At 66.9% G+C, this 21,779-nt stretch carries 20 protein-coding genes and 2 tRNA genes; 12 read left to right on the top strand and 10 right to left on the bottom strand.

Features of this window, described 5'->3' with window-relative positions:
- Window positions 1–12 precede the first annotated feature (12 nt).
- The 4 genes from ACFXIV_RS15695 (at window position 13) to ACFXIV_RS15680 (ending at window position 2,629) form a co-directional block, all read left to right on the top strand.
- Window positions 13–357 (top strand): hypothetical protein, encoded by a 345-nt coding sequence (locus tag ACFXIV_RS15695; RefSeq protein WP_379396847.1) that lies wholly within the window; start codon window positions 13–15, stop codon window positions 355–357.
- Window positions 358–527: 170 nt separating this feature from the next.
- On the top strand, window positions 528–1,289 hold the full coding sequence (locus ACFXIV_RS15690; protein WP_379396845.1) for an SDR family NAD(P)-dependent oxidoreductase: 762 nt from the start codon (window positions 528–530) through the stop codon (window positions 1,287–1,289).
- A 45-nt stretch (window positions 1,290–1,334) separates the two neighbouring features.
- Window positions 1,335–2,219 (top strand): AraC family transcriptional regulator N-terminal domain-containing protein, encoded by an 885-nt coding sequence (locus ACFXIV_RS15685; protein WP_379421271.1) that lies wholly within the window; start codon window positions 1,335–1,337, stop codon window positions 2,217–2,219.
- The gene (locus ACFXIV_RS15680; RefSeq protein ID WP_379396841.1) at window positions 2,216–2,629 is read left to right on the top strand and encodes a PPOX class F420-dependent oxidoreductase; all 414 of its coding nucleotides are present in this window, start codon (window positions 2,216–2,218) and stop codon (window positions 2,627–2,629) included. Before ACFXIV_RS15685 ends, ACFXIV_RS15680 begins: the two co-directional genes overlap by 4 nt.
- Window positions 2,630–2,853: 224 nt before the next feature.
- Here ACFXIV_RS15680 and ACFXIV_RS15675 read toward each other — a convergent pair.
- A tRNA-Leu gene (locus ACFXIV_RS15675) sits at window positions 2,854–2,938 on the bottom strand.
- Window positions 2,939–3,031: 93 nt separating this feature from the next.
- The gene (locus tag ACFXIV_RS15670) at window positions 3,032–3,340 is read right to left on the bottom strand and encodes a hypothetical protein (protein WP_379396839.1); all 309 of its coding nucleotides are present in this window, start codon (window positions 3,338–3,340) and stop codon (window positions 3,032–3,034) included.
- A 174-nt stretch (window positions 3,341–3,514) separates the two neighbouring features.
- On the opposite strand from ACFXIV_RS15670, the gene ACFXIV_RS15665 reads away from it, so the two are divergent.
- The gene (locus ACFXIV_RS15665) at window positions 3,515–5,785 is read left to right on the top strand and encodes an ATP-binding cassette domain-containing protein (protein ID WP_379396838.1); all 2,271 of its coding nucleotides are present in this window, start codon (window positions 3,515–3,517) and stop codon (window positions 5,783–5,785) included.
- Between the two features lie 9 nt (window positions 5,786–5,794).
- Here ACFXIV_RS15665 and ACFXIV_RS15660 read toward each other — a convergent pair whose 3' ends face one another.
- Complete coding sequence (locus tag ACFXIV_RS15660) at window positions 5,795–6,628, bottom strand: tetratricopeptide repeat protein (RefSeq protein WP_379396836.1); 834 nt, start codon at window positions 6,626–6,628, stop codon at window positions 5,795–5,797.
- A gap of 274 nt (window positions 6,629–6,902) precedes the next feature.
- Here ACFXIV_RS15660 and mihF point away from each other — a divergent pair, with 274 nt between their 5' ends.
- The 3 genes from mihF to ACFXIV_RS15645 all read left to right on the top strand — a co-directional run bounded on the left by mihF (window position 6,903) and on the right by ACFXIV_RS15645 (window position 9,342).
- The gene (gene mihF, locus ACFXIV_RS15655) at window positions 6,903–7,217 is read left to right on the top strand and encodes an integration host factor, actinobacterial type (protein ID WP_354832585.1); all 315 of its coding nucleotides are present in this window, start codon (window positions 6,903–6,905) and stop codon (window positions 7,215–7,217) included.
- Between the two features lie 139 nt (window positions 7,218–7,356).
- Window positions 7,357–7,441 (top strand) — tRNA-Leu (locus ACFXIV_RS15650).
- A 551-nt stretch (window positions 7,442–7,992) separates the two neighbouring features.
- The gene (locus ACFXIV_RS15645; RefSeq protein WP_379396834.1) at window positions 7,993–9,342 is read left to right on the top strand and encodes a flavin monoamine oxidase family protein; all 1,350 of its coding nucleotides are present in this window, start codon (window positions 7,993–7,995) and stop codon (window positions 9,340–9,342) included.
- 98 nt (window positions 9,343–9,440) lie between these two features.
- Here ACFXIV_RS15645 and ACFXIV_RS15640 read toward each other — a convergent pair whose 3' ends face one another.
- The 6 genes from ACFXIV_RS15640 to ACFXIV_RS15615 all read right to left on the bottom strand — a co-directional run bounded on the left by ACFXIV_RS15640 (window position 9,441) and on the right by ACFXIV_RS15615 (window position 17,113).
- Window positions 9,441–9,863, bottom strand: coding sequence for a hypothetical protein (locus ACFXIV_RS15640; RefSeq protein ID WP_379396832.1), 423 nt, complete (start codon window positions 9,861–9,863; stop codon window positions 9,441–9,443).
- Between the two features lie 43 nt (window positions 9,864–9,906).
- Window positions 9,907–12,006, bottom strand: a complete 2,100-nt coding sequence (locus ACFXIV_RS15635; protein ID WP_379396830.1) for a glycogen debranching N-terminal domain-containing protein — start codon at window positions 12,004–12,006, stop codon at window positions 9,907–9,909.
- On the bottom strand, window positions 12,003–13,244 hold the full coding sequence (locus ACFXIV_RS15630) for a glycosyltransferase family 4 protein (protein WP_379396828.1): 1,242 nt from the start codon (window positions 13,242–13,244) through the stop codon (window positions 12,003–12,005). The genes ACFXIV_RS15635 and ACFXIV_RS15630 overlap by 4 nt, the downstream gene beginning before the upstream one ends.
- A 241-nt stretch (window positions 13,245–13,485) precedes the next feature.
- The gene (locus ACFXIV_RS15625; RefSeq protein WP_379396827.1) at window positions 13,486–14,481 is read right to left on the bottom strand and encodes an RNA polymerase subunit sigma-70; all 996 of its coding nucleotides are present in this window, start codon (window positions 14,479–14,481) and stop codon (window positions 13,486–13,488) included.
- Window positions 14,482–14,636: 155 nt separating this feature from the next.
- On the bottom strand, window positions 14,637–15,629 hold the full coding sequence (locus tag ACFXIV_RS15620) for an NADPH:quinone oxidoreductase family protein (protein WP_379396825.1): 993 nt from the start codon (window positions 15,627–15,629) through the stop codon (window positions 14,637–14,639).
- Between the two features lie 77 nt (window positions 15,630–15,706).
- The gene (locus ACFXIV_RS15615) at window positions 15,707–17,113 is read right to left on the bottom strand and encodes a DUF1254 domain-containing protein (protein ID WP_379396823.1); all 1,407 of its coding nucleotides are present in this window, start codon (window positions 17,111–17,113) and stop codon (window positions 15,707–15,709) included.
- A 300-nt stretch (window positions 17,114–17,413) separates the two neighbouring features.
- On the opposite strand from ACFXIV_RS15615, the gene ACFXIV_RS15610 reads away from it, so the two are divergent.
- Window positions 17,414–18,121 carry a TetR/AcrR family transcriptional regulator gene (locus ACFXIV_RS15610; RefSeq protein WP_379396821.1) on the top strand — a complete coding sequence of 236 codons (708 nt, stop codon included), beginning with the start codon at window positions 17,414–17,416 and terminating at the stop codon, window positions 18,119–18,121.
- 117 nt (window positions 18,122–18,238) lie between these two features.
- Here the strand turns inward: ACFXIV_RS15610 and ACFXIV_RS15605 are convergent, their stop codons facing one another.
- Window positions 18,239–18,553 (bottom strand): NADPH-dependent FMN reductase, encoded by a 315-nt coding sequence (locus ACFXIV_RS15605; protein ID WP_379396819.1) that lies wholly within the window; start codon window positions 18,551–18,553, stop codon window positions 18,239–18,241.
- Window positions 18,554–19,008: 455 nt separating this feature from the next.
- On the opposite strand from ACFXIV_RS15605, the gene ACFXIV_RS15600 reads away from it, so the two are divergent.
- Genes ACFXIV_RS15600 through ACFXIV_RS15590 form a run of 3 tightly spaced genes read left to right on the top strand, consistent with a single transcriptional unit; the run spans window position 19,009 to window position 21,775 of the window.
- Window positions 19,009–20,322: a hypothetical protein gene (locus tag ACFXIV_RS15600; RefSeq protein ID WP_379396817.1), complete on the top strand. Its 1,314-nt coding sequence runs from the start codon at window positions 19,009–19,011 to the stop codon at window positions 20,320–20,322.
- Window positions 20,323–20,340: 18 nt separating this feature from the next.
- A complete protein-coding gene (locus ACFXIV_RS15595) occupies window positions 20,341–20,535 on the top strand; it encodes a ferredoxin (protein WP_354832567.1) in 195 nt (64 codons plus the stop codon).
- Window positions 20,531–21,775, top strand: coding sequence for a cytochrome P450 (locus ACFXIV_RS15590; RefSeq protein WP_379397181.1), 1,245 nt, complete (start codon window positions 20,531–20,533; stop codon window positions 21,773–21,775). The genes ACFXIV_RS15595 and ACFXIV_RS15590 overlap by 5 nt, the downstream gene beginning before the upstream one ends.
- Window positions 21,776–21,779 lie beyond the last annotated feature (4 nt).

Here is a 21,779-nt window from a genome sequence, read left to right as displayed (position 1 = left end):
GGGGAGTCCGGTGTGGCGGTGCGGCAGTGGCGGATTGGGCTGGCTGAATTCTTCACGACGCTGCGTTCGCAGGTCGCCGACCACCTCGAGGGGGACGGTGTACTCGCGATCCAAGCCGATCAGTACGCCTACGCCATCACCAGCAGTGCGGGTGCTGCGATCGAAGGGTTTGCGGCCCAGCCGCAGACACAGTCGATCGCCGATGCCGGACGCACTGCCATGACCGATGGCATCCATGTGGGGAGTTACCTCGCGGCGGGCTTCGTCCTACTGGGCTTGTTCGCCACGGCCCTGATTCCGAAGTCGGCGGCCAGCGAAGACGAGCTGAGCAGGGCGGCCCCACCGGCGCACGTCTGACCGCAGCGATCCCCGGACCGCCCAGCAATCGGCGGCCGAGGAACGTGCGAGGATTGTGCAAGATCGGGCGAATATCGGTCTAACGTTTCCGCAGGTCATGTTGTTTGAATGGTTCGTCTCTGTTCGTGCGACTCCGCAGCGATGTGGATATCCAGCGAAAGGCTTGAACCATGACTCTTCGTCTCGAAGGAACTGTCGCTCTGATCACCGGGGCTTCCAGTGGCATCGGCCGCGCCACGGCATCGGAGCTTGCCCGTGAGGGTGCAGCGGTGGCCTTGGTCGGTCGGCGGAAGGATCGGCTCGCCGATCTCGCCGCGGAAATCGGCGACGCCGGCGGGCGCGCCCTGGTGGTGCCCGCCGATATCACCGACGCCGACGCCGCCGCAGCAGCGGTGGAACGCACCGTCGAGGGTTTGGGCCGTCTGGACACCCTGGTCAACAACGCCGGTCTGATGCTGCTCGGGCCTGCTCCCGGTGCGGACCTGAACGACTGGCGGCGCATGATCGACATCAATTTGATGGGCCTGATGTACAGCGCTCACGCTGCCATCCCGCATCTGGTCGCGGCCGCCGCCCAAGGACCGCGTGAGGTTGCCGACATCGTCAATATCGGGTCGCTGGCCGGCCGTGGCGCCTTCGCCATGTCCGCGGTGTACTGCGCTACGAAGTTCGGCGTCGGTGCCTTCAGCGAGGCGCTGCGACAGGAACTCGCGCGCCAGCATGTCCGAGTATCCGTTGTCGAGCCCGGCAGTGTCGATACCGAACTGCGGGAACATAATTCGGCAGCCGTCAAGCAGCAGCTCGCTGCCGCCTTCGGTGACATCGAACGGTTGCAAGCTCACGACATCGCCGATTCGGTGAGCTACATCGTCACCCGCCCGCGGCACGTGGCCATCGCGGAACTACTCGTCCGCCCCACCGAGCAGATCTGACGACCACACCGGATCATGAGCACATCGGCGAACCAGGCTGTGAGCGTGCGGCTCGAAGAGCTGCGCGTGCTGCTGGCCCGTCACGCCCGAGACGACGCGACCACCGCTATCGCGGATCTGTTGATCGGCCGGGAGGTGTCGGACACGACGCCACCGCCGTCCATGGCCGGTACGCGCATGACGCTGATCGCCCAGGGCTCAAAACGTCTCGCGTGCGGCGACCAGGTGTACGACTACCGCGCTGGGCAATGCCTCGTGGCATCCGTCGCCGTGCCCCTCAAGTGCGACTTCACCGATGCCACCCCGGAACGGCCCGTACTGGGCCTGTGCTTGCGCTTGCAACCCGCGGAGGTCGCCGAGATGATGGTGCAAGCCCCTCGCGGCACCGTTCCCGAGGACACGGATATCGCTTCGCCCGCGGTCGTCTTCGCCGACGCTTCCGTCGAACTCCTCGACGCCACCGTGCGGCTGGTGCGCCTACTCGACCAGCCACGTGACCGGGACGTGCTGGCTCCCCTCGTCAAACGGGAGATCCTGTGGCGCTTGATAACCGGCCATCACGGCCCCACGGTCCGGCGGATCGGTCTCACCGATCCCAGGTTCTCCCCGATCGCCGAAGCAGTGGAGTGGATTCGCCAGAACTACCGCGAGCCGTTTCGGGTCGACGAGCTGGCGGAGCGCATCGGAATGAGTCCGTCGGCCTTCTACCGGAACTTCCAGGCCATCACCCGAACCACACCCATCCAGTACCAGAAGCAGATCAGACTCCAAGAGGCTCGCCTAATGCTGGCAGCAAATCCCAAAGACATTGCCCGCATCGGATTTTTCGTGGGCTACGACAGCGCCTCTCAGTTCAGCCGGGAATACCGCCGCCTGTTCGGCGCGCCACCCAGCCAAGACGCGCTGCGGTTCGAACGGAGCGAGACATGACATGGAGCGAGATCGGCGCGGGCAAGTACCCGCGGTTGACCACGTACAAGAAGGATGGAAGCCCGGTCGCGTCGCCGGTCTGGCTGGCGGCACAGGATGACCGAATCGTGGTGGCCGCCAATGCCGATAGCTGGAAGATCAAGCACATTCGGCGCAACCCGAGCGTGACTCTGCAACTCTGTGATGCCAGGGGCGCTACGACAAGAGGAGACGTCGTCGACGGCCACGCCGAAATCCTGGACCCCGCCGCGACAATTCACGTGCGTGCGCTGATCCGCGAAAAATATGGTCTGCTGGGCACACTCGTCGCTTGGACGGGCAAATTCCGTCGTGGCCCGGACAACACCGTCGGCATTGCCATCACCACCTCCGCACCGCCGGTCCAGTACGACAGCCCATCTGATGCCTGACCTCCACCGCTTCGATCCCGAAATCGGCGGCGCGAAGACCATGTCGAAGGTGGTCGATCGCAGTGCAGTCGACAACCCGGATCTGCTGGATTGGTTTGCGGCAGTAGGCGTAACGCCGACTATCAGGTAAGCGTAGCCGGGTTCTGAGCCCTGTACTCCTCGGTACGGCTTCAGAAACGAATGGCGTGAATCGTTTGCGCTACAAAGGAATTCACGCTTCGTTGTGTCCGGAGGGGGACTTGAACCCCCACGCCCTAATACGGGCACTAGCACCTCAAGCTAGCGCGTCTGCCATTCCGCCACCCGGACCGGTGATGCTGCACAAGATTAGCGGAGAGATTGGCGGAAACGGAAATCGGGGCTGGGCCAGGCGAAATGGGGTGCGCGGGGGGAGGTTTGGGACTAGTGGAGGATGCCTGCAAGGTTGGCGTTCTTGATGGGGGTGTCCTTGTTGGCCTGGACTTGGCAGAGGCCCTGGACGGCAGCCATGGACAGGTCGACCTGGGTGCCGGCGGGCTCGTGGTCGCTGCCCGTCTGCTGCTTGATGAACTTGGTGATGGTGACGCGCTGGGTGTCCGCGTTCTGTGCGAGATAGTCGCTGCACTTGGTGTCGCCGCCCTTGTTCAGGGCCTTCTCGACATCCGAGCAACCCGAGAGCAGGGCGACGGCTAGTGCGGCGGCGGCCACGGCCGTCCATCGGGCGGTGTTCATCATGCGTTCCTCGTGGGTCGTGCGCGGCGGTGTCGGCCGCGCGATCGACCGCCACTGTAGATGGGTGCGACCGTTCGGCAATCGGGGCTGGACCCGGAGATCCGATCCGAATCGCTGTGATTTGCATCACATTTCCCCGCACATCGAGGGGGGTCGGCCTGGCATGGTGGGGACATGTCCCTGGCCTCCACCGAAACTATTCGGATCCTCGGCGCCCGCGAGCACAATCTGCGCAACGTCTCGATCGACATTCCCAAGAACAAGATCACCGTCTTCACCGGGGTCTCCGGATCCGGCAAGTCCTCCATTGTTTTCGACACCATCGCCATCGAATCCCAGCGGCAGCTCTACGCCACCTTCCCGGCCTTCGTCCTGAATTTCCTGCCGCGCTACGAACGCCCGCACGCCGAGGCCATCGAGAACCTCACCGCGCCGGTGATCATCGACCAGAAGGCGGTCGGTGGCGGGCCACGCTCCACGGTCGGCACCATGACCGACATCTACGCCCTGATCCGAGCCCTGTTCGCGCGCTTCGGTTCTCCGTCCACGGGATTGGTCTACGACTACTCCTTCAACACCCCGCAGGGCATGTGCACCGGGTGCGACGGACTCGGTGTGGCCATCACCGCCGACCCGGGCAAACTCGTGGACCGCACCAAATCGCTCAACGAGGGCGCACTACTGGTACCCGGCTACACCGTCGGCAGCGGCGATTGGCAGCTGTATGCCAACTCCGGCCGATTCGACCCGGACAAGAAACTCGCCGACTACGACGACGCGGAATGGCGCGACCTGCTACACGGCACCGGCGGCAAAGTGGAATTGTCTTTCGCGAAAGGCACCTGGAAAGCCAATTATGAAGGCCTGGTCGACAAATTCACTCGCACCCGGCTCAAGCGCGACACCTCGGGGCTGTCGGAGAAGACCCGCGAACAGATCCAGCGCTTCCTCACCGAGGGCGTCTGCCCGGCCTGCCACGGGGCGCGACTGAATCCGAAGGCCTTGGCCACCGCCATCAATGGACGCAATATCGCCGACTGGGCGCGGCTGCAGATCACCGATCTGATCGAGGTCCTCGGCGAGATCGACGACCCGGCCGCCGTCCCGCTGGCCGCGGCCACCCGGGTCGCGCTCGAACGTGTCGCCGCTATCGGGCTGGGCTACCTGAGCCTGGACCGCGCCACCTCGACCCTGTCCGGCGGTGAGGGCCAGCGCCTGAAGATGATCAAGCACCTGGGCAGCACGCTGGTCGGGATGACCTACATCTTCGACGAACCCAGCGTCGGCCTGCACCCGCGCGATGTCGGGCGGCTCAACCACATGCTGGAGGCGCTGCGGGACAAGGGCAATACCGTACTGGTCGTCGAGCACGATCCGGATGTCATCCAGATCGCCGACCACATCGTGGACGTCGGTCCGCGCGCGGGTGTCCACGGCGGCGAGGTCGTCTTCACCGGCAGTTTCGCCGAGTTGCGGCAGGCCGAGACCCCCACCGGCGCGGGATTGCGCCGCACCTTCCGGGTCAAGGAGAACTTCCGGCCCGCGACGGGCACGCTGACGGTGGCGAATGCCAACGCGCACAACCTGAAAGATGTCACCGTCGCCATTCCGACCGGCATCCTGACCGCCGTCACCGGTGTCGCCGGCTCGGGCAAGAGCAGCCTCATCCGCGACGAATTCCTGGTCCGCTACCCGGAATCGGTCTTCGTGGACCAGTCCGCCATCGCCGCGTCCTCCCGGTCCACGCCCGCCACCTACCTCGGGCTCATGGATCCGATCCGCAAGCTGTTCGCCAAGGCGACCGGCGAACCGGCCGGTCTGTTCAGCTTCAACTCCGACGGCGCCTGCACCGAATGCGGCGGCCGCGGCGTCATCATCACCGAGATCGCCTACATGGACCCGGTCACCACCCACTGTGAATCCTGTGACGGGCGGCGGTTTTCCGATCGGGTCCTCGCACTCACCCTGCGCGGCAAGTCGATTGCCGATGTCCTCGAGCTCTCCGCCGAGGCGGCCGTGGAGTTCTTCCCCGAGAAGACACTGAATGCCAAGTTGCGCACCATGAACGAGGTAGGCCTGGACTACCTGAGCCTGGGCCAGGCGATGAGCACCCTCTCCGGCGGCGAACGCCAGCGCATCAAACTCGCGACGCAGCTGCAGAACACCGGTACGGTCTACGTCCTCGACGAACCCACCACCGGCCTGCACATGTCCGATGTCGACACCCTGCTCACGCTCATGGACAACCTGGTCGAGCGTGGGAACACGGTCGTGGTCATCGAGCACAACCTGGACGTGGTCGCACACGCGGACTGGGTCATCGACCTCGGGCCCGACGGCGGCAAGAACGGTGGCGAGGTCGTGTTCACCGGTACTCCCGCCGAACTGCTCACCGACCCGGCCTCGCTGACGGGGGAGTACCTGCGCCGCTACAAGTCCGCCTGAGGAAGAGCGTCACGGGTACTGATCGTCCGCGGTACTTGCCGCCCGCCACGCCCTGGCTTCATTGGGATTGCCGCGGCGATTGAGGAGTTCGGCGAGACCGGCCATGGCCCGGGGGTCACCCTGGGTCGCGGCGGCGCGCCACCAATGCTCGGCCTCGGTGAAATCGCCCCGGCGATAGCGGAAGACGCCGAGGTCGTAGGCGGCGCCCGGATGACCGAATTCGGCTGCCTGCGTCCATAGTTGGCAGGCCTGCTCCTGGTCGCCGCGGCGCTGCATGGCCACGCCCAGCTCGTAGAGCGCGTGCTGGTAGCGGCTGGCATCGGTGGGCGGGGCCGGGGGCGGCGGGGTGGGGCCGATGGTGAGTTCCACGACCAGTTCACCGAAGTCGGGCGGGCCGACGCCGGTGCTGCAGTGCAGGACCGTCATGGCAGGTTCGCGGGCGATGAGCATGCCGTAGTTACCCGTCCAGGAGACGGTGGCCTCGGTGTCGTCCACCCAGACAGGGGTGAGGGTGATGGCGGCATCCGTCTCGGCAGGGCACACCTGTAGCTCGATGCCGCCCGACATGGCATCACTCCAGACGTCAACCCCCCTGAGCCGGCGGCCTTCCAGCAACACATGTCCGCGCTCCACGGCGAGCCCGATGCCCAGGCTGCGCACGCCGGGGCGCGGGGCGGCGCTGCGCAGGGTCAGCCGGACCATGGTGGGGGAGCCGCCGAGACCCTCCGAGTGCAGGGGGAAGACCTGCGCTCCGTTCCAGGTCACCGGGTCTGCGCTGTCGTATCGGTCCGCCAGTGTTGGTTCGGTCGTGCCCGGCTCGGCGTACGAATACGACCCCTTCATCTGCCCCGCCTTCCGCCGGTGCCCGGTGATATTCGGGGCTACCGTAGTACCGATGCCACCTTCTGCGTCCCGGATTTGCCAGGTCCGCGATCCAGCAAACTCCTGGTCGCATGACCGGCATCTTTCCGGGCGTCCGACCGGTGCCCGGTGTACCGATTTCGCCGATCGATCGACGTGGCGGCCACGTCCACGCGGTGTGTCGTTCTTGCGGACGGCCTGGTGTCATGTTGAATCGTCGGCGACGTACCAGCGAACGAGTGAAAGGTAAGGACATATGGCTCTGCCCACCATGACCCCCGAACAACGCTCCGAGGCGCTGGCGAAGGCCGCGGCGGTTCGTAAGGCCCGCTCGGAACTCATCGCGCAGGTCAAGAAGGGGTCGGTCAGCCTCGCCGAGGTGCTCAAGCGCGCGGACAAGGAGGACCTGGTCAAGAAGACGAAGGTGGCGGCGGTCATCAAGGCGCTCCCGGGCATCGGCCCGGTCAAGGCGGCCAAGCTGATGGACGAGGCCGAGATCCCCGCGGACCGCCGGATCGGCGGCCTGGGTTCCCGGCAGCGTGCCGCGCTGCTGGAGGCGCTGAAGGCTTGAGATCGGGGGGTGGCCTGCCGGGTCGCGAACCGGCCCGGCGGCAACCACTCCCACCGCCTCCGAATCCTCGGTGAACATGCAGGACATCGACCGATTTGGTCCAGGCGGTCCAATCCGATAACCTTGCTGAGCATCACCGGTCCGGGTGGCGGAATGGCAGACGCGCTAGCTTGAGGTGCTAGTGCCCGTATTAGGGCGTGGGGGTTCAAGTCCCCCTCCGGACACAGTCAGTAGGCCCACGGGCGGTTTTGGAGCAGTTTCCACCAAAACCGCCCTTTTTCATGGTCACAGCCCGCCGAGGAAGTCGACCATCTGCCGAATCTTCTCCCGGCTCATCCTGTGGTCTGCAACGGATTTCGCCTCGATCGTGGCGATTTGCGCGGGTACCGAGGTCCAGCCTCCGCACCGCGATCGAACCCCGAACTGAAACACCTCTCACAAAGTGCGAATTCCGTACTGCGCCTGCCGAGTTCGGTGATCACCGTATCGAACTCGGGTCATCCGGGCGCGCGTGGCGGCGGCCGAGACGAAGCACGTGTTGACAGCGCGACGGCGAGCCTCATAAACTCGATATCGATTTGAGTTCGACAAAAATCAGGGCCGGGTTCCGGCCCTGATTCATCGCCGAGGTCACCGGAACGACGTGGCGTCCACGGCGGCGGAGATATGTCGACCACCGGCCCCTCGAGGGCGTGGCAGGTAGTTGTGCGCCGCTGGCAGTTCGCGAACACCACGACACCGAGGTGGTCAACCCAATCGAGAGTCAGGAGTTGATATGACTGCGCACGAAGAGACCGCAGAGGTAGTTGTCGTCGGCGCCGGGATGGCGGGATTGATGGCAGCGACCACGCTGGCGCCGACGACCGATGTGGTTGTCCTCGAGTCCACCGACCGCACGGGCGGACGAGTCGACACCGTCCGTAAGGGCGATTACTGGATCAACGTGGGCACTCAGTTCACCGAAGGCACCGGCGCGCTGATCGATGCCCTGAACAAGCACGGCATCGAGATGGGTTCGCTCGCAGGCAAAAGCGTCGCGCTGTACCTCAATGGCGGGCTGGTCGACACCGCGAATCCCCTCGCGCTCATGTTCCGTACGAAGATGACGATGATGGATCGTCTCGGCATGGCCATCGTCGGTGCGCGCATTCTCGCCGTCATGCCGTTCCTGGAGTCGCAGAGCCGAATCGCGCAACGGGTTCGCGCCAAGCTCGACACCAGGCTGGCGTCGTATCTACTCCAGGGCGTCCGCTCCGAGCTGGCCGGCGAGGTCGTCCGGTCGTGGTCGGCGCAGTGGATGGGATGCGAGGCGGAGGAGACGGCCGCGACCCAGTTCGTCACGTCCGTGGCGATCGCGTTGGCCGACCCGGAGAAGATTCCGAACTTCTCGCTGCCGGTCGGTGGCAACCAGACTTTGACCGATGTACTGGCGGAAGACCTCGGCGGTCGGATCCGGTTGAACTCGGTGGTGCGATCGGTACGCCAGGACGGCGACGGCGTCGTCGTCGACTACCTCGATGGTGACCGTCCGGCGAGGATTCGGGCAGAGCGCGCGATCGTGACCGCGCCCGGCGATATCGCCGAGCGGATCATTCCAGACCTCCCGCAGCGGTACCGCGTCGCTTTCAACGACATCACATACGGCCGGTACGTAGTGGTCGGGTTCTTCACCGAGGAAGTGGGGCCGCAGCGCTGGGACGACTTCTTCGGCGTCTCGACGCCGCAGTTGTCGTTCCAAGCGATGTTCAACCACGCCGCGGCGATGCGCAAAGGTGGCGATCGAAAGCCAGGCGGAGCACTGGCCTGTTTGGCCGGCGGGGCTCAGGCCGACGCATTGCTGGACCTGCCCGACGAGGAAATCCTGTCGCGATTCACGAAGGACCTGCTCACCGTTTTCCCCGAGCTGGACGGGAAGCTGGGCAACGGCGTTGTGCGGAAGCACCATCGGGTCGTCCCGTTCTGGGCGCCCGGCCGCAGGAACTCGCTTCCGACGTTGCGGAATCCGCTCGGATCGATATACCTCGCGGGCGATTATCAGCTCGATCTGCCGTCGCTCGCCGACGCGGCCGCGTCGGGTGAGCAAGCGGGGAAGGCCGTACTGGCGAGCCTGAGCCGGCGACGATAGTCGAGGCCGCGATCGAGAGAACACAGGGACATTCCGGACGCCACGACGGTAATACCGCACTCGGCGGTCACCCGCCGGCCGGCCGGGTTCCCAAACTCTCAGGCCGGTACACCTAGGTCGTCACAGCCGTCACCGTCGCCAGCGCGGCGGCACCCGGTACCCGCGGCCCGGGTCGAGGCCGTGGATCTCCTTTCCAGGGCGTCCATGAAGTCGAGGATGTCCGTGCTGAACTCCTGACCGGGGACCAGTACCGGGAATCCCGGCGGATACGGAGTGACGAAGGTGGCCGATACCACCGGCTGCCCGGTGCCGAGCCGCTCGCGGACCTGGTCGGCGGGCAGGTACTCGCATCGGTCGTCGTCGTAGGCCAGGTAGCGCTCCAGGTCCGCCACCTCGGTTCTCGCGTCCGGGCCGAGCGCCGCCAGCCACCGCGCGGTATCGGCGATGTGCCACCAGATGTCGTTCCGCAACTGCGCGACACTGTTGTACGCCGACAGCTCCCGCCTGGGAGGCATTGTCATCAGCGTTTCCTTCCGCTGCGTCATCGGCCGGCACCGCCTGTCGCTATTTCCGGTTCAGCTGCCAATCCGGCGGCAGCCCCTGGACTTTCGCGTCGGTGCCGCACGCCTCGATGGACACGGTCGCCGGACCCAGGCGGAGGTCCGTGAGCCGGATGACGCCCGCCCGGTCGGGCAGGCGCGGCGCGATGGTGAGGGTGCGCCCGGGGACGTCGGGCATCAGCCCCAGGAACGATCGCATGAGCAGCAGGGGCGCCGCGCTCGCCCACGCCTGCGGGGAGCACGAGGTGGGATACGGCACCGGGGAACTGAAATCGGAGCGCGCGAAGCCGCAGAACAGTTCGGGCGGCCGGGCCCCGAATTCCAGGATGGCCTCGAGCAGTCCGCTCGCGAGTTTCACACTCAGGTCCAGCGCACCGGGGATGTGGCCGTAGCGCATCAGACCGGCCACCGCGATGGCCGTATCGTGCGGCCACACCGAACCGGTGTGATAACCCATGGGATTGAAGTGACGAGCAGTGGAAGACAGTGTGCGCAAACCGAATCCGCTGTTCAGGTCCGCCGCGCCCAGCCGCTCGATCAGTTCGGCCGCGCGTTCGTCGGGCACGATGCCGGTCCACAGGCAGTGGCCGGGATTGCTCGATCCGACATCGACCGGCTGCTTCGAGCCGTCCAGCGCCAGGGCATAGCAGCTGCTCTTCGGCATCCAGAAGGACTCGTCGAAATGGGCTTTGAGGTCGGCGGCCTGCGTGCGCAGCCGCTCGGCGAGGGCGTGGTCGCCGGCCTCCTCGGCCAGTTCGGCGCGGCCGATCCGGGCCGCGTAGACGTAGCCCTGCACCTCGCACAGGGCGATCGGCGGGTCGGCCAGGCGGCCGTCGGCGAATCCGATCGCGTCCCAGCTGTCCTTCCACCCCTGGTTGGCGAGGCCGCGGTCGGTCTTGCGCCGGTACTCGACGAAGCCGTCGCCGTCGAGGTCGGCGTCGGTGTCGATCCAGGTCAGCGCCGCGTCGGCGGCCGGCAGCAACTCCTGTACGGCCGCGGCGCCGATACCCCAGCGACGGCATTCGGCGAGCAGCATCACGAACAGGGGGGTCGCGTCGGCGGTGCCGTAGTAGACGGTGCCGCCGAGCACCCGATCACTGCCGGGACCGTAGCGCCGCTCGTGCATGATGCGGCCGGGTTCCTCCTCGGTGAGCGGATTCGACTCGGTGCCTTGGAGTTTCGCCAGCTGGCGCAGTGTGCCCAGGGCCAGGTCCGAATCCAGCAGCAGCGCCATCCACGAGGTGAGCAGACTGTCGCGGCCGAACAGGGCCATGAACCAGGGCGCGCCGGCGGCCACATAGGAGGTGCCGTCGGCGGGATCGTCGAGGCGCAGCGCGCCGAGGTCGGTTTCGGTGCGCTGCAGGATGGCGTTGAGCCCGGCGCCGCTCGCGGTGAGGGTGGTGGTGGAGGCGCGCCAGCGGCGGATCTTGTCCGCCGGGCTGTATTCGTCGTTGTCGTCGAAGTTCATCGGGACGGCCCGATGGTCGTTGATCGGCTGGCAGTGCACCACCGTCTGCCAGCTACCCTTTGCCGGGACCAGCACCTGCCAGGTCAGCGATCCGGGCTGAACCTCGGGGTCCTCGCTGGCGGTGATGATGACGCCACGACCCTGCTGACTGCGGTCGGTGAAGCGCAGCGCCTGCTCGGTGGCGGCCGACTCACTGCCGCCACCGCCCGCCCGGCCCTCCTTGACCGCGAACAGGTCCGCGAAGTCCGCCTCGGCATCGAGAACCACGGTCAGAGCGGTGTCCTCGTCGCCGAGATTGAGCACGCTGATGATCTCCTGCATTCCCTCACCCACGACGCGACGGCGCTGGACCAGCACCGTCGCGTCGGCGATACCGTGCGGTGGCGGTTTCCGAGCCACGAATCGCGCCCGGAAGGGTTCGCGCACCACCACCGAAAGCTGTTCCGGCGGAAGACCGTCCACGCGCAGCTCCCATCGGGTCAGGATGCGCGTGTCCCGGTAGTACAAACCGTGCGCGGTGCCGGGGTGAAGGTCCCCGAGGCGGTCGGACAGGCAGAAGGTTCCGGCCTCGACGAGGGTGATCAAACCGGCGCCACCCTCGATGAGAACGGGTGGGCCGGCATTGAATACGCTCACGGGCGACCGCCCGGCGCAGGGCTGCTGAGGATCGGGGTCCCCGCGGGCACCCGCATCCGGACGGCGGTTCGCGACGCCCGTTGCGCCGCCATCTCGATCGCCCGGTGATAGGCCGCCTCGTAGCCCTGCGCGAACAGGTCCGTGGCGAACAGCCTTTCGACACGCTCCCGGCAGGCGTAGGGGTCGATCTCATCGGCGCGGGCGATGTATCCGGGTAGTTCGTCGGGATCGTCGCAGATCCATCCGGTCACGCCATGTTCGACGACCTCTTCCACCGCACCGCCGCGCAGCGCGATCACCGGTGTGCCACAGACCATGGCCTCGATCATGACAATGCCGAAGGGTTCTTCCCACCGAATCGGGAACAAAAGGCAGCGCGCGCCGGCGAGCAGATGCCGTTTCGCGGTCGCGTCGGCCTCGCCGAACACATCGTCGCTCTCGGTGAGCAGCGGCTCGATGTAGTTGTCGAAGAACTCGTGCTCGGGCGGCTCGTTGAGCTTGCCCGCCAGGACCAGGCGTACACCGGCGGAGTGTGCGGCCCGGAGCGCCAGGTGGGGTCCCTTGTAGGGCGCGTAGCGGCCCAGGAACAGGGCGTAGTCGAGCTTTTCGGTGCGGAATGGCCATTCCGAGGGGCGGATCGCGTTGTGTACGCGGCCGATCCAGTTCAGATCCGGCGCGAGCGCGCGCTGCCGGTCGCTGATCGCCACGAGCCGCACACTGTGATCGAGCGATTGGTAGTAGTCGTGCATCTCGGGGTCGACCGGACCGTGCACAGTGACGACGGTGGGAATCCCGAGCCCCCGGTACGCGGCCGCGTTGGCCGGGCCGGCGAAGGTGTGATCGTGCACGACGTCCACCGGGTCCTCGGCGTGCAGTGCCTCGATGATCTGCCAGGTCTTCATGGCATTGACGATCTCCGGGTACGGCTCGCCGAGCCGCTTGGACTGGATCTCGTCCCAGACCCGGACGAATCGGGCCTTCGTACCGGCGTGGCCGGCGCCGAGCAGCGTGACGCGGTGACCCTGATCGACCAGCTCATCGGCCAGCGTGGCGACCACAGCCTCGATACCGCCGTAGCCGACCGGTGGGATGTCGAAATACGGTGGAGCGGCGAGAACGATATGCAGCGACCGCTTCCGGGAATTGACCGCGCCGAACACAGCGGAGTTTTCGGGCTGAAGCTGCAGAAAGTCGAAGGCGTTCTCGAGTGAGGCATCGCACGTAAGTTCGCTACTCATTTCGAAACTCCTCGTCGTGAGTTGAACTGAGCCAAACCCTCGTATACGTTGCCACGAACGACGCTGGTCGGCAAGTGATGTTCGTCCGATTTGGGCGGTCGCAATTCAAAAGTTATGTCGATGGTTTATCAGCTCGAATTTCGGGTATCCTTATCCACCCATCGAGTATGAAATGCATTTGCACCGTGAGGGATTCGCGAATCTCGGCAGTAGCGCTCGGCGAGAATCCTTTTCTACCGACTCACTCCGCAAGCACCTCGGGGAATCCGAACAATGCGACCAGCGCCGGGTCGTGGAACGAGATGACACCGCGAACACCGGCGGCGGTCGGAGCCAGGACCACGATGCCGTGGCCGCGGAGCACGCCATCGGTGTCCCGGTGATACTCGATCGCGGCGGGCTGGCGGTTGGCCGTGGTGGGTAGCATCCGCCAGTCGCCGGGCCGGCCCATCACGTAGGTGTCGAGCATGCGGATGCAGTTCACCCGGCCCGCCTGCCAATCGCGGAACGGGGTCGCCTCCAGCGTCGCGTCGGCGCGCAGCACCCGTTCCAGGAGAGCGGCATCGGCGTGCTCGAAGGCAGCGATGTAGCCGTCGAGCAGTGCCCGCGCCCGGCGGTCGGATGGTTCGAGCAATTCCTCTGGCCCCGAGGGCAATTCGTTCAGGCGGGCGCGGGCCCGCTGCAGGCCGCTCTTGACCGCCGCGGTGGTGGTGCCGAGGATTTCGGCGGTCTCGGCGGCGGAGCAGGACAGGATCTCGCGCAGGATGAGGATGGCGCGCTGGCGGGCGGGGAGATGCTGGAGGCTCGCGATGAGGGCCAGGCGGAGTGACTCGCGGGCGACCACCGCGGCGGCCGGATCATCCGCGGCCGGAGCGATCCATTCGCCGGGGCATGGTTCGAGCCACGAAACCTCGCCCGGCGCAACGCGACTCGGCGCTCCCTCGGACCCGTCGCCGGGACCGCCCAGGCCCGAGGGCAGTACTCGGACGCGGCGCGGCTCGAGCGCCGACAGGCAGACATTGGTGGCGATCTTGTACAGCCAGGTCCGCATCGAAGCGCGGCCCTCGAAAGCGGCGTAGGAGCGCCAGGCGCGCAGGTATGTCTCCTGGACCAGGTCTTCGGCGTCGTGGGCCGAGCCGACCATGCGGTAGCAGTGCGCCAGCAGTTCCCGGCGGAACCGCTCGGTTTCGGCGGCGAAGCGGCTCCGATCGGCCGCCTCCGCCAGGTGCGCCGTCATGCGGCGAGTTTAGGCTGCCGCCGGGCTGCGGAATGGCTACTTGTCATGGGCTGTCTCTTTCCGGATCGTGTCCCCGCTGATCGGGTCCTCGCCCATTACGACCGGTGCGGCGGTCCGAAGGAATCGAAACCCAGGTCAGCGGGTATCCGGAATGGTCAGGGCAGCAGGGCCAATTTGCCGATGGTGGCGCGGGATTCCATTTCCGCGAGGACCTTCGGGCCGTCGGCGAGATCATGGGCGGTGGGTCTGCTGGGGGCGAGAACACCCGCTGCGATGAGCGCGAACATTTCGGCCATGATCTCGCCGAAAACGTGGGGAGCGGCCTGGATCAGCACGCCGATATTGAGGCCGATGAGGTGAATCTGGTGCTTGTACACCAACTCCCAGTTGGTGATGGCGCTGTCGCCCCCTGCCATGCCGTAGACGACGACCCGTCCGGTGACCCGTTTGGCCGCGGCGAGGCTCTCGGTGAAGGTGGCGCCACCGGCGGATTCGAGCACCAGGTCGGCTCCGGCGCCGCCGGTCAGTTCCAGCACCTCGGCGGCGAGGTGCTCGGACCGTGAGTCCAGCATGTGGTCGGCACCGAGTCTCCGCACGATCTCGTGTTTGCCCGGCGAGGCGGTGGCGATGACGGTCGCACCGTAGTGCTTGGCCATGGCGACCGCGGCTTGGCCGGTTGCGCCCGCTGCGGCATGGATCAGCACCGTCTCGCCAGTGGCTATGCGGCCCAACGGTTTCAACGCGGCGAGCGCGGTTGGCCAGTTTACGACCAGTCCGAGTGCCTGCTCGGCGGTCCACCCGGACGGGATCGGCACGGCCGAGACTGCGGGCAGCACCGCGTATTCGGCGAATGCTCCGGCCCCGACGCCGACGACGCGGTCCCCCGAAAGCGGCTCGGCCACGTCGTCTCCCGCCGCGACGACCTCACCGGCGGCCTCGAACCCCGCCGTGTACGGCGGCCGCGGTCCGCCCAGGAATGTTCCGTGGGCCTGGGAGATATCGGCGAAATTGACTCCGGCGGCGGCGACCCGGATCAGTACCTCGCCCGGACCGGGAACCGGTACCGGCGCGTCGGTGATCAGACGCAGGTCCTGCGGGCCCCGCAGCGAGGTCTGCCGCAGGGCCCGCATGGTGGTGGGAATGGTCATGGCGATCAGCACTCCTTCTCGGTTTGTCACCAGGTAGACCGCCGCCACGGGAGAAAGGAATCGGCCGCCGGAATCGGTCAGCCGATCGGCGTGACCGCGGGCATGGTGAAGCGGCCCGACAGGATGTCGGGGCCGGGGACGTAGGAGCGGGCGAAGAGGATGAACGGGTGGCCGGCGGCCGGGGCGGGCAGCCAGTTCGCGCGGCGATCGGGCTGCGGCGTCTGCGGTTGGATCCAGATGTCGATGCTGCCGTCGGGGTTGGTGACGACTCCCGGTGTGTTGCCCGCGATTTCGTAGCGGTTGATCGGGTTGGGGGTCAGGAACTGGCCTGTCGGCTGGACCTCGTAGAGCGATACCGACCAGAACGCGTGGGAGGGAATGCCGCCCGGCGGCAGGTGCAGGGTGTAGGCGGTGTTCCCGGTCATCGGTTGTCCCGCACCGTCGGTGAAGGTGATCCAGTAGTTGGCCTCTTCGCGCCGCAGCCCGAGCATGCCGGTGCCGCTGCCCAGCGCCAGGGCGCGCTGCGCGTGGTCGCGCTGGTCGGTGGTGCCCAGCAGGGATCCGGGCGGGCTGTAGTCGATCCAGCCCTTGGCCTTCGCGGTCTGTGCGGCGTACTGCTTCATGTAGGCGCCGAGCTGTGGAAACAGCCTGCGCCAGGCGTCTTTCGCCGATTGCGGCAGGCGGTCGAAGCCGCAGTCGGCGCCGCAGATGCCGACCCGACGAAGCGTGTCGAGCAGGGGACGGTCGGCAGCGGGTGGGGGATCGAGGGTCAACATCTGGTTCACCACGGCCAGGTAGTTCTCCGGGTCGCCGGGAACCGGCTGGACGCGGGCGGTCGGCTCGGTCGTGGTGGGCTGTAGGGGCGTGAAGGTGAACCCGTCCCGTACAGCATTGACGGCGGCCTGATCGGCGGGGCCCGTGGTCTGGACCCGCACGTTGACATAGACGTCGTTGGTGGGCGCGTGCACGACCGAGACGTCTTGGGGCGCTTGGCTGTTCCACTGTGGTCCGACCAGCAGATAGCGCTGGGCGCCGCTGCCGGTGGTGCGCGGGCCCGCGTAGAAGAAGGTGTTGGAGTAGAAGTCGATGAGGGTCAGCACGTAGTAGCGGCTGCCGGTGTCGGGGGTGTCGAGAAAGACCGGTCCCAGCGAAAGATCGGTCCACGCAGTCGAATACAGCGCGTCGACCAGCGGCGCGTTGGCCCAGGTGTCCTGCGGCCCGGCCACGGCGCGGGAGTGCGCGAAGTGATCGAGCGTGGTGCTGGTGCGGCCTCCGGTGGTCTCGAGCGCGTTCCATCGCAGCTGCGAGAGGAAGTACAGCGGGAACGCGTAGTCGTAGGCCGTGCGGATCGCAGTGTCCGTGTCGGCCGGCGCGGCCGGGCCGGAGGTGGTCCCGCAGGCCGCCAGTGCCGCGGTGACGACGATTCCGGTCAGTGCCCGTGCGGTGCGAGCGGAGAAGGCGCGGTTGCCTCGGACAGGTCTCATGGAACCCTCCTCGATAGATCCGAACTGTAAGGCGACTGCCTTAAGGCGTATGCCTCGAGAGGTCGGCTTGTCAAAGGCTGGTCTGATCCCTGAGCCTGGGCATTGACATCCGATCGGGAGGTCCACCCCAGATTTCGAGAGTCCCGCTGACCGGGACCTATGCCATCGCTCAGCGGCAGCGGCGTTGCCAACGAGCCGTTCGTACCCAACATGCCTGCGGCCAAATAGTTCTCACGGTCCTGGCCCCCGGGCCAGGTGCGCCTCGCTCGGGGACCGGGATCGGATCACTACGATGTCGGAGTGTCAGACGGCCCATCCACCAGGCAGATCCTGGCTTCGACCGCATTGCGCATGTTCGCCGAGCGCGGCATCGACGCGGTGTCGCTGCGTGAGCTCACCGCGGCCGCCGGTCAGCGCAACAAGACTGCCGCGCAATACCATTTCGGTACCAAGGAACAGCTGGTCCGGGAGATCTTCGAACAGCACACCGGGCAGGTGAATCTGCGCCGCTGGGAGCTGCTCGCCGAACTCGGCCACGACAGCCGCCGCCTCGGCGTCGCCGAACTCGCCGACGCTCTGATCCGCCCGCTCGCCGAGCAGGCCATCCGCCCGGACGGCCACTATCTGCGTTTTCTCGCCCAGGTCTCCACGCCCCCGTGGGTTTACGCTCTGACCCAGGCCGATCCCGCCGTCACCGACAGCGTCCGGGCCGTCCTGGCTGCCCTGGCCGAGCGGCTCACCCGCATTCCGGCCCCGGTGTTGCGCACCCGCCTGTCGTTCAGCATGATGCTCGCCGTCCGTGCCCTCGCCGGTCTCGAACACGCCGCCCCGGCCTCCGACGATCCGCGCACTGCGTTGTTCACCACCAACATCGTCGACGCCACCGTCGGCATGCTCACCGCCCCCGTCTCGGGCACCGCCGCCGACCTCCTCACCGAGCTGCCCGATAACCCGTCGGACCCGGCGTGGCCGTGGGAGATTCTGATCGGCGCGGCCAGCGGCGACTAGCTGATCGTGGTTCCGCGCCGGATCCACCGGATCCCGGTGGGGTAGCGCCCGCGGTTTATGACGCGGTCGGCCATCGGCTCCGAACATGCTGGGGCGCAGGATGTCTGCCCGCTCTGGTCAGGCGATGGTGGCGGGTTCGCGGAGTGGGGTCAGGGCGTGGGTCCAGGCCAGGAGTTCGCCGGTCACGAAGATGAAGGCGTCGCAGGAGCCGACGTGCTCGGCGAAGCGGCGGGTGTGCGGGTGCCGTCCGGGGGTGCGGGCCGCCGGGACGGGTTCGTCCAGCAGCGGGAGCTGGTGATCCTGCAGATCGATCAGCTCGAATTCGGCTGTCTCGCCTGCATGTTCGGTGGCGATGGCCTGCACCCAGCGGGCCACTTTCTCGCCGTTGCGGCCGGGCCGGGTGCTGCCGATGATGATGCCGATTCTGGTCATGTCGATTACTCCTCGGGTGGTGACGACTCGACGACCCAAGGTGCCGCCGAGCCCACGCGTTGTGACATCCCGGCGCAGTGATGTGCGTCACTCGCCTGGGGTGCGGGGCCGTGCGGGCTGCCGGACGGTTTCCCCGCGAGAGCGGTTCAGCTCACCCAGCCCTCGAATCGGCACGTGCCCTGGGATTTCGACGATCGAGCGGATGGCGATCGTTCCGAAAGATCTGCGCTTCAGTTCAGTGCCGCAACCCGAAAGCGCTGGCACTCTTGCCTTCAGCGCGCGGGCCGGTCATCTCGTCCGCCCGTAGCATCAGGGCAGGCCAGGCAACATTCTTGTGCCGGAAGGCATTCGGGCACTCGGAGCCGCAACCGGTTACTGACAACAGTCCTGACGATTGTCCCAGTCGTGTGTATGGTCGGAAGGGCATGTTTCACAATGGGGAGTGCCAGGGCTTCATGAGTAGTCAACGACCGCTATCGTCCTTCGAGTTCAAGCATTTCGACCCCGACGCCCGCTGGGGCGACGTGCCGAAAGCCGGTGTGCCGCTGTTCGTCGCGACCACGGTGCGCGGTGAGATCGATCCCGACGTCATGCGCAGGGTGCTGGCGGAATTGGCCGCCGACCACGCGCTGCTGCGCGCGGTAATGGTCAACGAGCCCGGCAGTGAGCCGGTCTTCCGGGTTCGCGAGGAGTACCAGCCCCCGCTCGAGGTCACCGAGTGGGGACCCGACGGCTACCAGCGGCTTGTCAACATCGAACAGGACTGGAGCACCGGCCTTTTCAAGGCTCACGTGCTGCGTGAGGGCGGTCTCGACCAGATCGTCCTGATCATGCACCACGGCATGTGCGATGGACGGTCGGCGCTGGCGCTGCGCGACGACATGTGGCAGCGCTACGGCACCCAGCTGGCGGGTTCGCCACTGCCGCCGTCGAATTCGGACAACGAGCTGGTCGACGGTATCGATACGTTGCTGGCGGGCAGTGTCACCGAGGCCGAGGTCGACGAGTTGGTCGCGATGCTGCGCGGTATCGCGGCTGCCGGTGACGCGGTGCCCGCGCCACTCGAGCTGCCCCGTGACGGCGACGGCGTCGGCGACCCGGTGGGCCGGTTCGCCACCCAGCGCATCGAGGTGGACCCCGAGCAGAGCGCGGCCTTCTTCGGTGTCGCACGCGCGCAGGGGGTTTCGGTCAACAGCCTGGTCACCGGCATGGCCATGGTCGCGGTGCGCAGCCAGCTCGAGGCGGATTCCGGGCCGGTACCGATGGTGTTCGGGCACGCGGTGGATCTGCGCGCCTCGCTCGCCGAGCCGATCCCGCAGTCGACGCTGCTCAATTGCGCGGGTGGGGTGGCCACCCCGGTCTTCGCCGCCGCCGACACCGATCCGATCGAGTTGGCCAAGGCGACGGAGGTGGCCATGCGCGCCGCCCTCGACGCCCGGTTCCCGGCCCTGTTCATGCGGGCCTCGCAGCGCGCGTTCGACCCGGAGACCGCCGCGATCTTCGGTGCGCAGCCCACGCTGGGTATGGCGAATCTCGGTGTGGAACAGACGCCTTCGATCCCCGGCGGGCTCGAATTCGTCTCCGATGAGGCGTTCGGCATGGCCAAGGGCATGCCGCCGAAGCTGACCGTGTGGACCGTCGCCGAGCGGCTCGTCATTCACGTCAACTACGACACCACCCGCAACAGTCACGCCCTGATGGGCCGCGTGACCGAGGCGATCCGGGACCAGGTCCGTCGCATCTGCGACGCCGACGCGGATCGTGGCTGACTCGCGGCCGGACGCGCCATGAGAGTTGCTGTCAGTCAAGAGAAGTGCATCGCAGCCGGTCACTGTGTGCTGCGTGCCGACCAAGTCTTCGACCAGCGCGACGACGACGGTGTCGTCGTGCTGCTCGACGAGAATCCGGCGCCGGAGCAGGCCCCGGCCGTGCGAACGGCCGCCGAATTCTGCCCAGCGCAAGCCATCCAGATCGAGGATTGACCCGAACATGCCTGAGTCCAGCACCGAGGCCCCCGCCGAGCCGACCTTCTATCCCGGTCGCCGCGCCGCGAGCTGCCCGTTCGCGCCCGCCGCGGAGATCCGCGAACTCGCCGCCGCCGGCCCGATCTCCAAGGTCCGGACCTGGGAGGGCAAGCAGCCGTGGCTGATCACGGGCTACACCGAGGCGCGCGAGCTGTTCGCCGACGCCCGCGTCAGCGCCGACAACCACCACCCCTCCTACCCGCACATCCACGAGGGGATGAAGACGGTCGCGGAGATGAGCCCGCGCACCATGTTCAACACCGACGGCCAGGAGCACGCCCGCTACCGGCGCATGCTGGCCAAGCCGTTCACCCCCAAGCGGCTCGAGGCCATGCGGCCCAATATCCAGAAGCACATCGACGAGACCATCGACGCCATGCTGGCGCAGGGCAACTCGGCGGACCTGATGAGGGCGCTGGCGCTGCCGGTGCCGTCGCTGATGATCTGCGAACTGCTCGGTGTCCCCTATGAGGACCATGCGTTCTTCCAGGAGGCCACCGAACTCGGCTTCGGCGGCAATGCCACCGCCGAGGAGCAGCAGCAGTCGACGCTGGAGATGCTCGGCTACCTCAACAAGCTGGTCGAGGCCAAGACCGAGAACCAGGCCGAGGATCTGCTCTCCGATGTCGCCGAACTGGTGCGCGACGGTGAGCTGCAGGTGTGGGAGGCCGCGCTGCAGACGGTCGGCATTCTGGTCGCCGGGCACGAGACCACCGCGAACATGATCTCGCTGGCCGTCATCGCACTGCTCGACCGGCCCGAGCAGCTGGCGATCATTCGCGACACCGACGACCCGCAGGTGCTCGGCAATGCGGTCGACGAGCTGATCCGCTACATGACCATTGTCGACACCGGGCTGCGGCGGGTCGCCATCGAGGACATCGAGGTCGGTGGTGAGGTGATCCGCGCGGGCGACCCGATCGTGTTCGACCTGGCCACCGCGAACTGGAACCCGGAGGTCTTCGCCGAGCCGGGCACCCTGGACCTGGCGCGCTCGAATGCCGCGCAGCACTTGGCCTTCGGCTCGGGCCGACACCAGTGCATCGGTCTGCAGCTGGCGCGCATCGAGCTCGGCATGGTGCTGCAGACGCTGTTCCGGCGGGTGCCGGGGCTGCGCCTGACCGTGCCGACCGAGGAGATCGATTTCAAGTACGACGCGATGGTGTACGGGGTGCGGTCGCTGCCCGTCGCATGGTGATGCG

The sequence above is a fragment of the Nocardia sp. NPDC059236 genome (genome assembly GCF_042754085.1).
Lineage (GTDB): Bacteria > Actinomycetota > Actinomycetes > Mycobacteriales > Mycobacteriaceae > Nocardia.
This window is presented reverse-complemented; position numbering and strand designations above follow the sequence as displayed.

What these genes read in the sequence shown, in the direction of transcription:
- ACFXIV_RS15660 (WP_379396836.1), bottom strand. Translation starts at nt 6,628, where the DNA reads ATGAAGGGGTCGTATTCGTACGCCGAGCCGGGCACGACCGAACCAACA.
- ACFXIV_RS15690 (WP_379396845.1), top strand. Translation starts at nt 528, where the DNA reads ATGACTCTTCGTCTCGAAGGAACTGTCGCTCTGATCACCGGGGCTTCC.
- ACFXIV_RS15665 (WP_379396838.1), top strand. Translation starts at nt 3,515, where the DNA reads ATGTCCCTGGCCTCCACCGAAACTATTCGGATCCTCGGCGCCCGCGAG.
- mihF (WP_354832585.1), top strand. Translation starts at nt 6,903, where the DNA reads ATGGCTCTGCCCACCATGACCCCCGAACAACGCTCCGAGGCGCTGGCG.
- ACFXIV_RS15600 (WP_379396817.1), top strand. Translation starts at nt 19,009, where the DNA reads ATGAGTAGTCAACGACCGCTATCGTCCTTCGAGTTCAAGCATTTCGAC.
- ACFXIV_RS15670 (WP_379396839.1), bottom strand. Translation starts at nt 3,340, where the DNA reads ATGAACACCGCCCGATGGACGGCCGTGGCCGCCGCCGCACTAGCCGTC.
- ACFXIV_RS15595 (WP_354832567.1), top strand. Translation starts at nt 20,341, where the DNA reads ATGAGAGTTGCTGTCAGTCAAGAGAAGTGCATCGCAGCCGGTCACTGT.
- ACFXIV_RS15620 (WP_379396825.1), bottom strand. Translation starts at nt 15,629, where the DNA reads ATGACCATTCCCACCACCATGCGGGCCCTGCGGCAGACCTCGCTGCGG.
- ACFXIV_RS15680 (WP_379396841.1), top strand. Translation starts at nt 2,216, where the DNA reads ATGACATGGAGCGAGATCGGCGCGGGCAAGTACCCGCGGTTGACCACG.
- ACFXIV_RS15625 (WP_379396827.1), bottom strand. Translation starts at nt 14,481, where the DNA reads ATGACGGCGCACCTGGCGGAGGCGGCCGATCGGAGCCGCTTCGCCGCC.
- ACFXIV_RS15645 (WP_379396834.1), top strand. Translation starts at nt 7,993, where the DNA reads ATGACTGCGCACGAAGAGACCGCAGAGGTAGTTGTCGTCGGCGCCGGG.
- ACFXIV_RS15640 (WP_379396832.1), bottom strand. Translation starts at nt 9,863, where the DNA reads ATGACAATGCCTCCCAGGCGGGAGCTGTCGGCGTACAACAGTGTCGCG.
- ACFXIV_RS15630 (WP_379396828.1), bottom strand. Translation starts at nt 13,244, where the DNA reads ATGAGTAGCGAACTTACGTGCGATGCCTCACTCGAGAACGCCTTCGAC.
- ACFXIV_RS15615 (WP_379396823.1), bottom strand. Translation starts at nt 17,113, where the DNA reads ATGAGACCTGTCCGAGGCAACCGCGCCTTCTCCGCTCGCACCGCACGG.
- ACFXIV_RS15605 (WP_379396819.1), bottom strand. Translation starts at nt 18,553, where the DNA reads ATGACCAGAATCGGCATCATCATCGGCAGCACCCGGCCCGGCCGCAAC.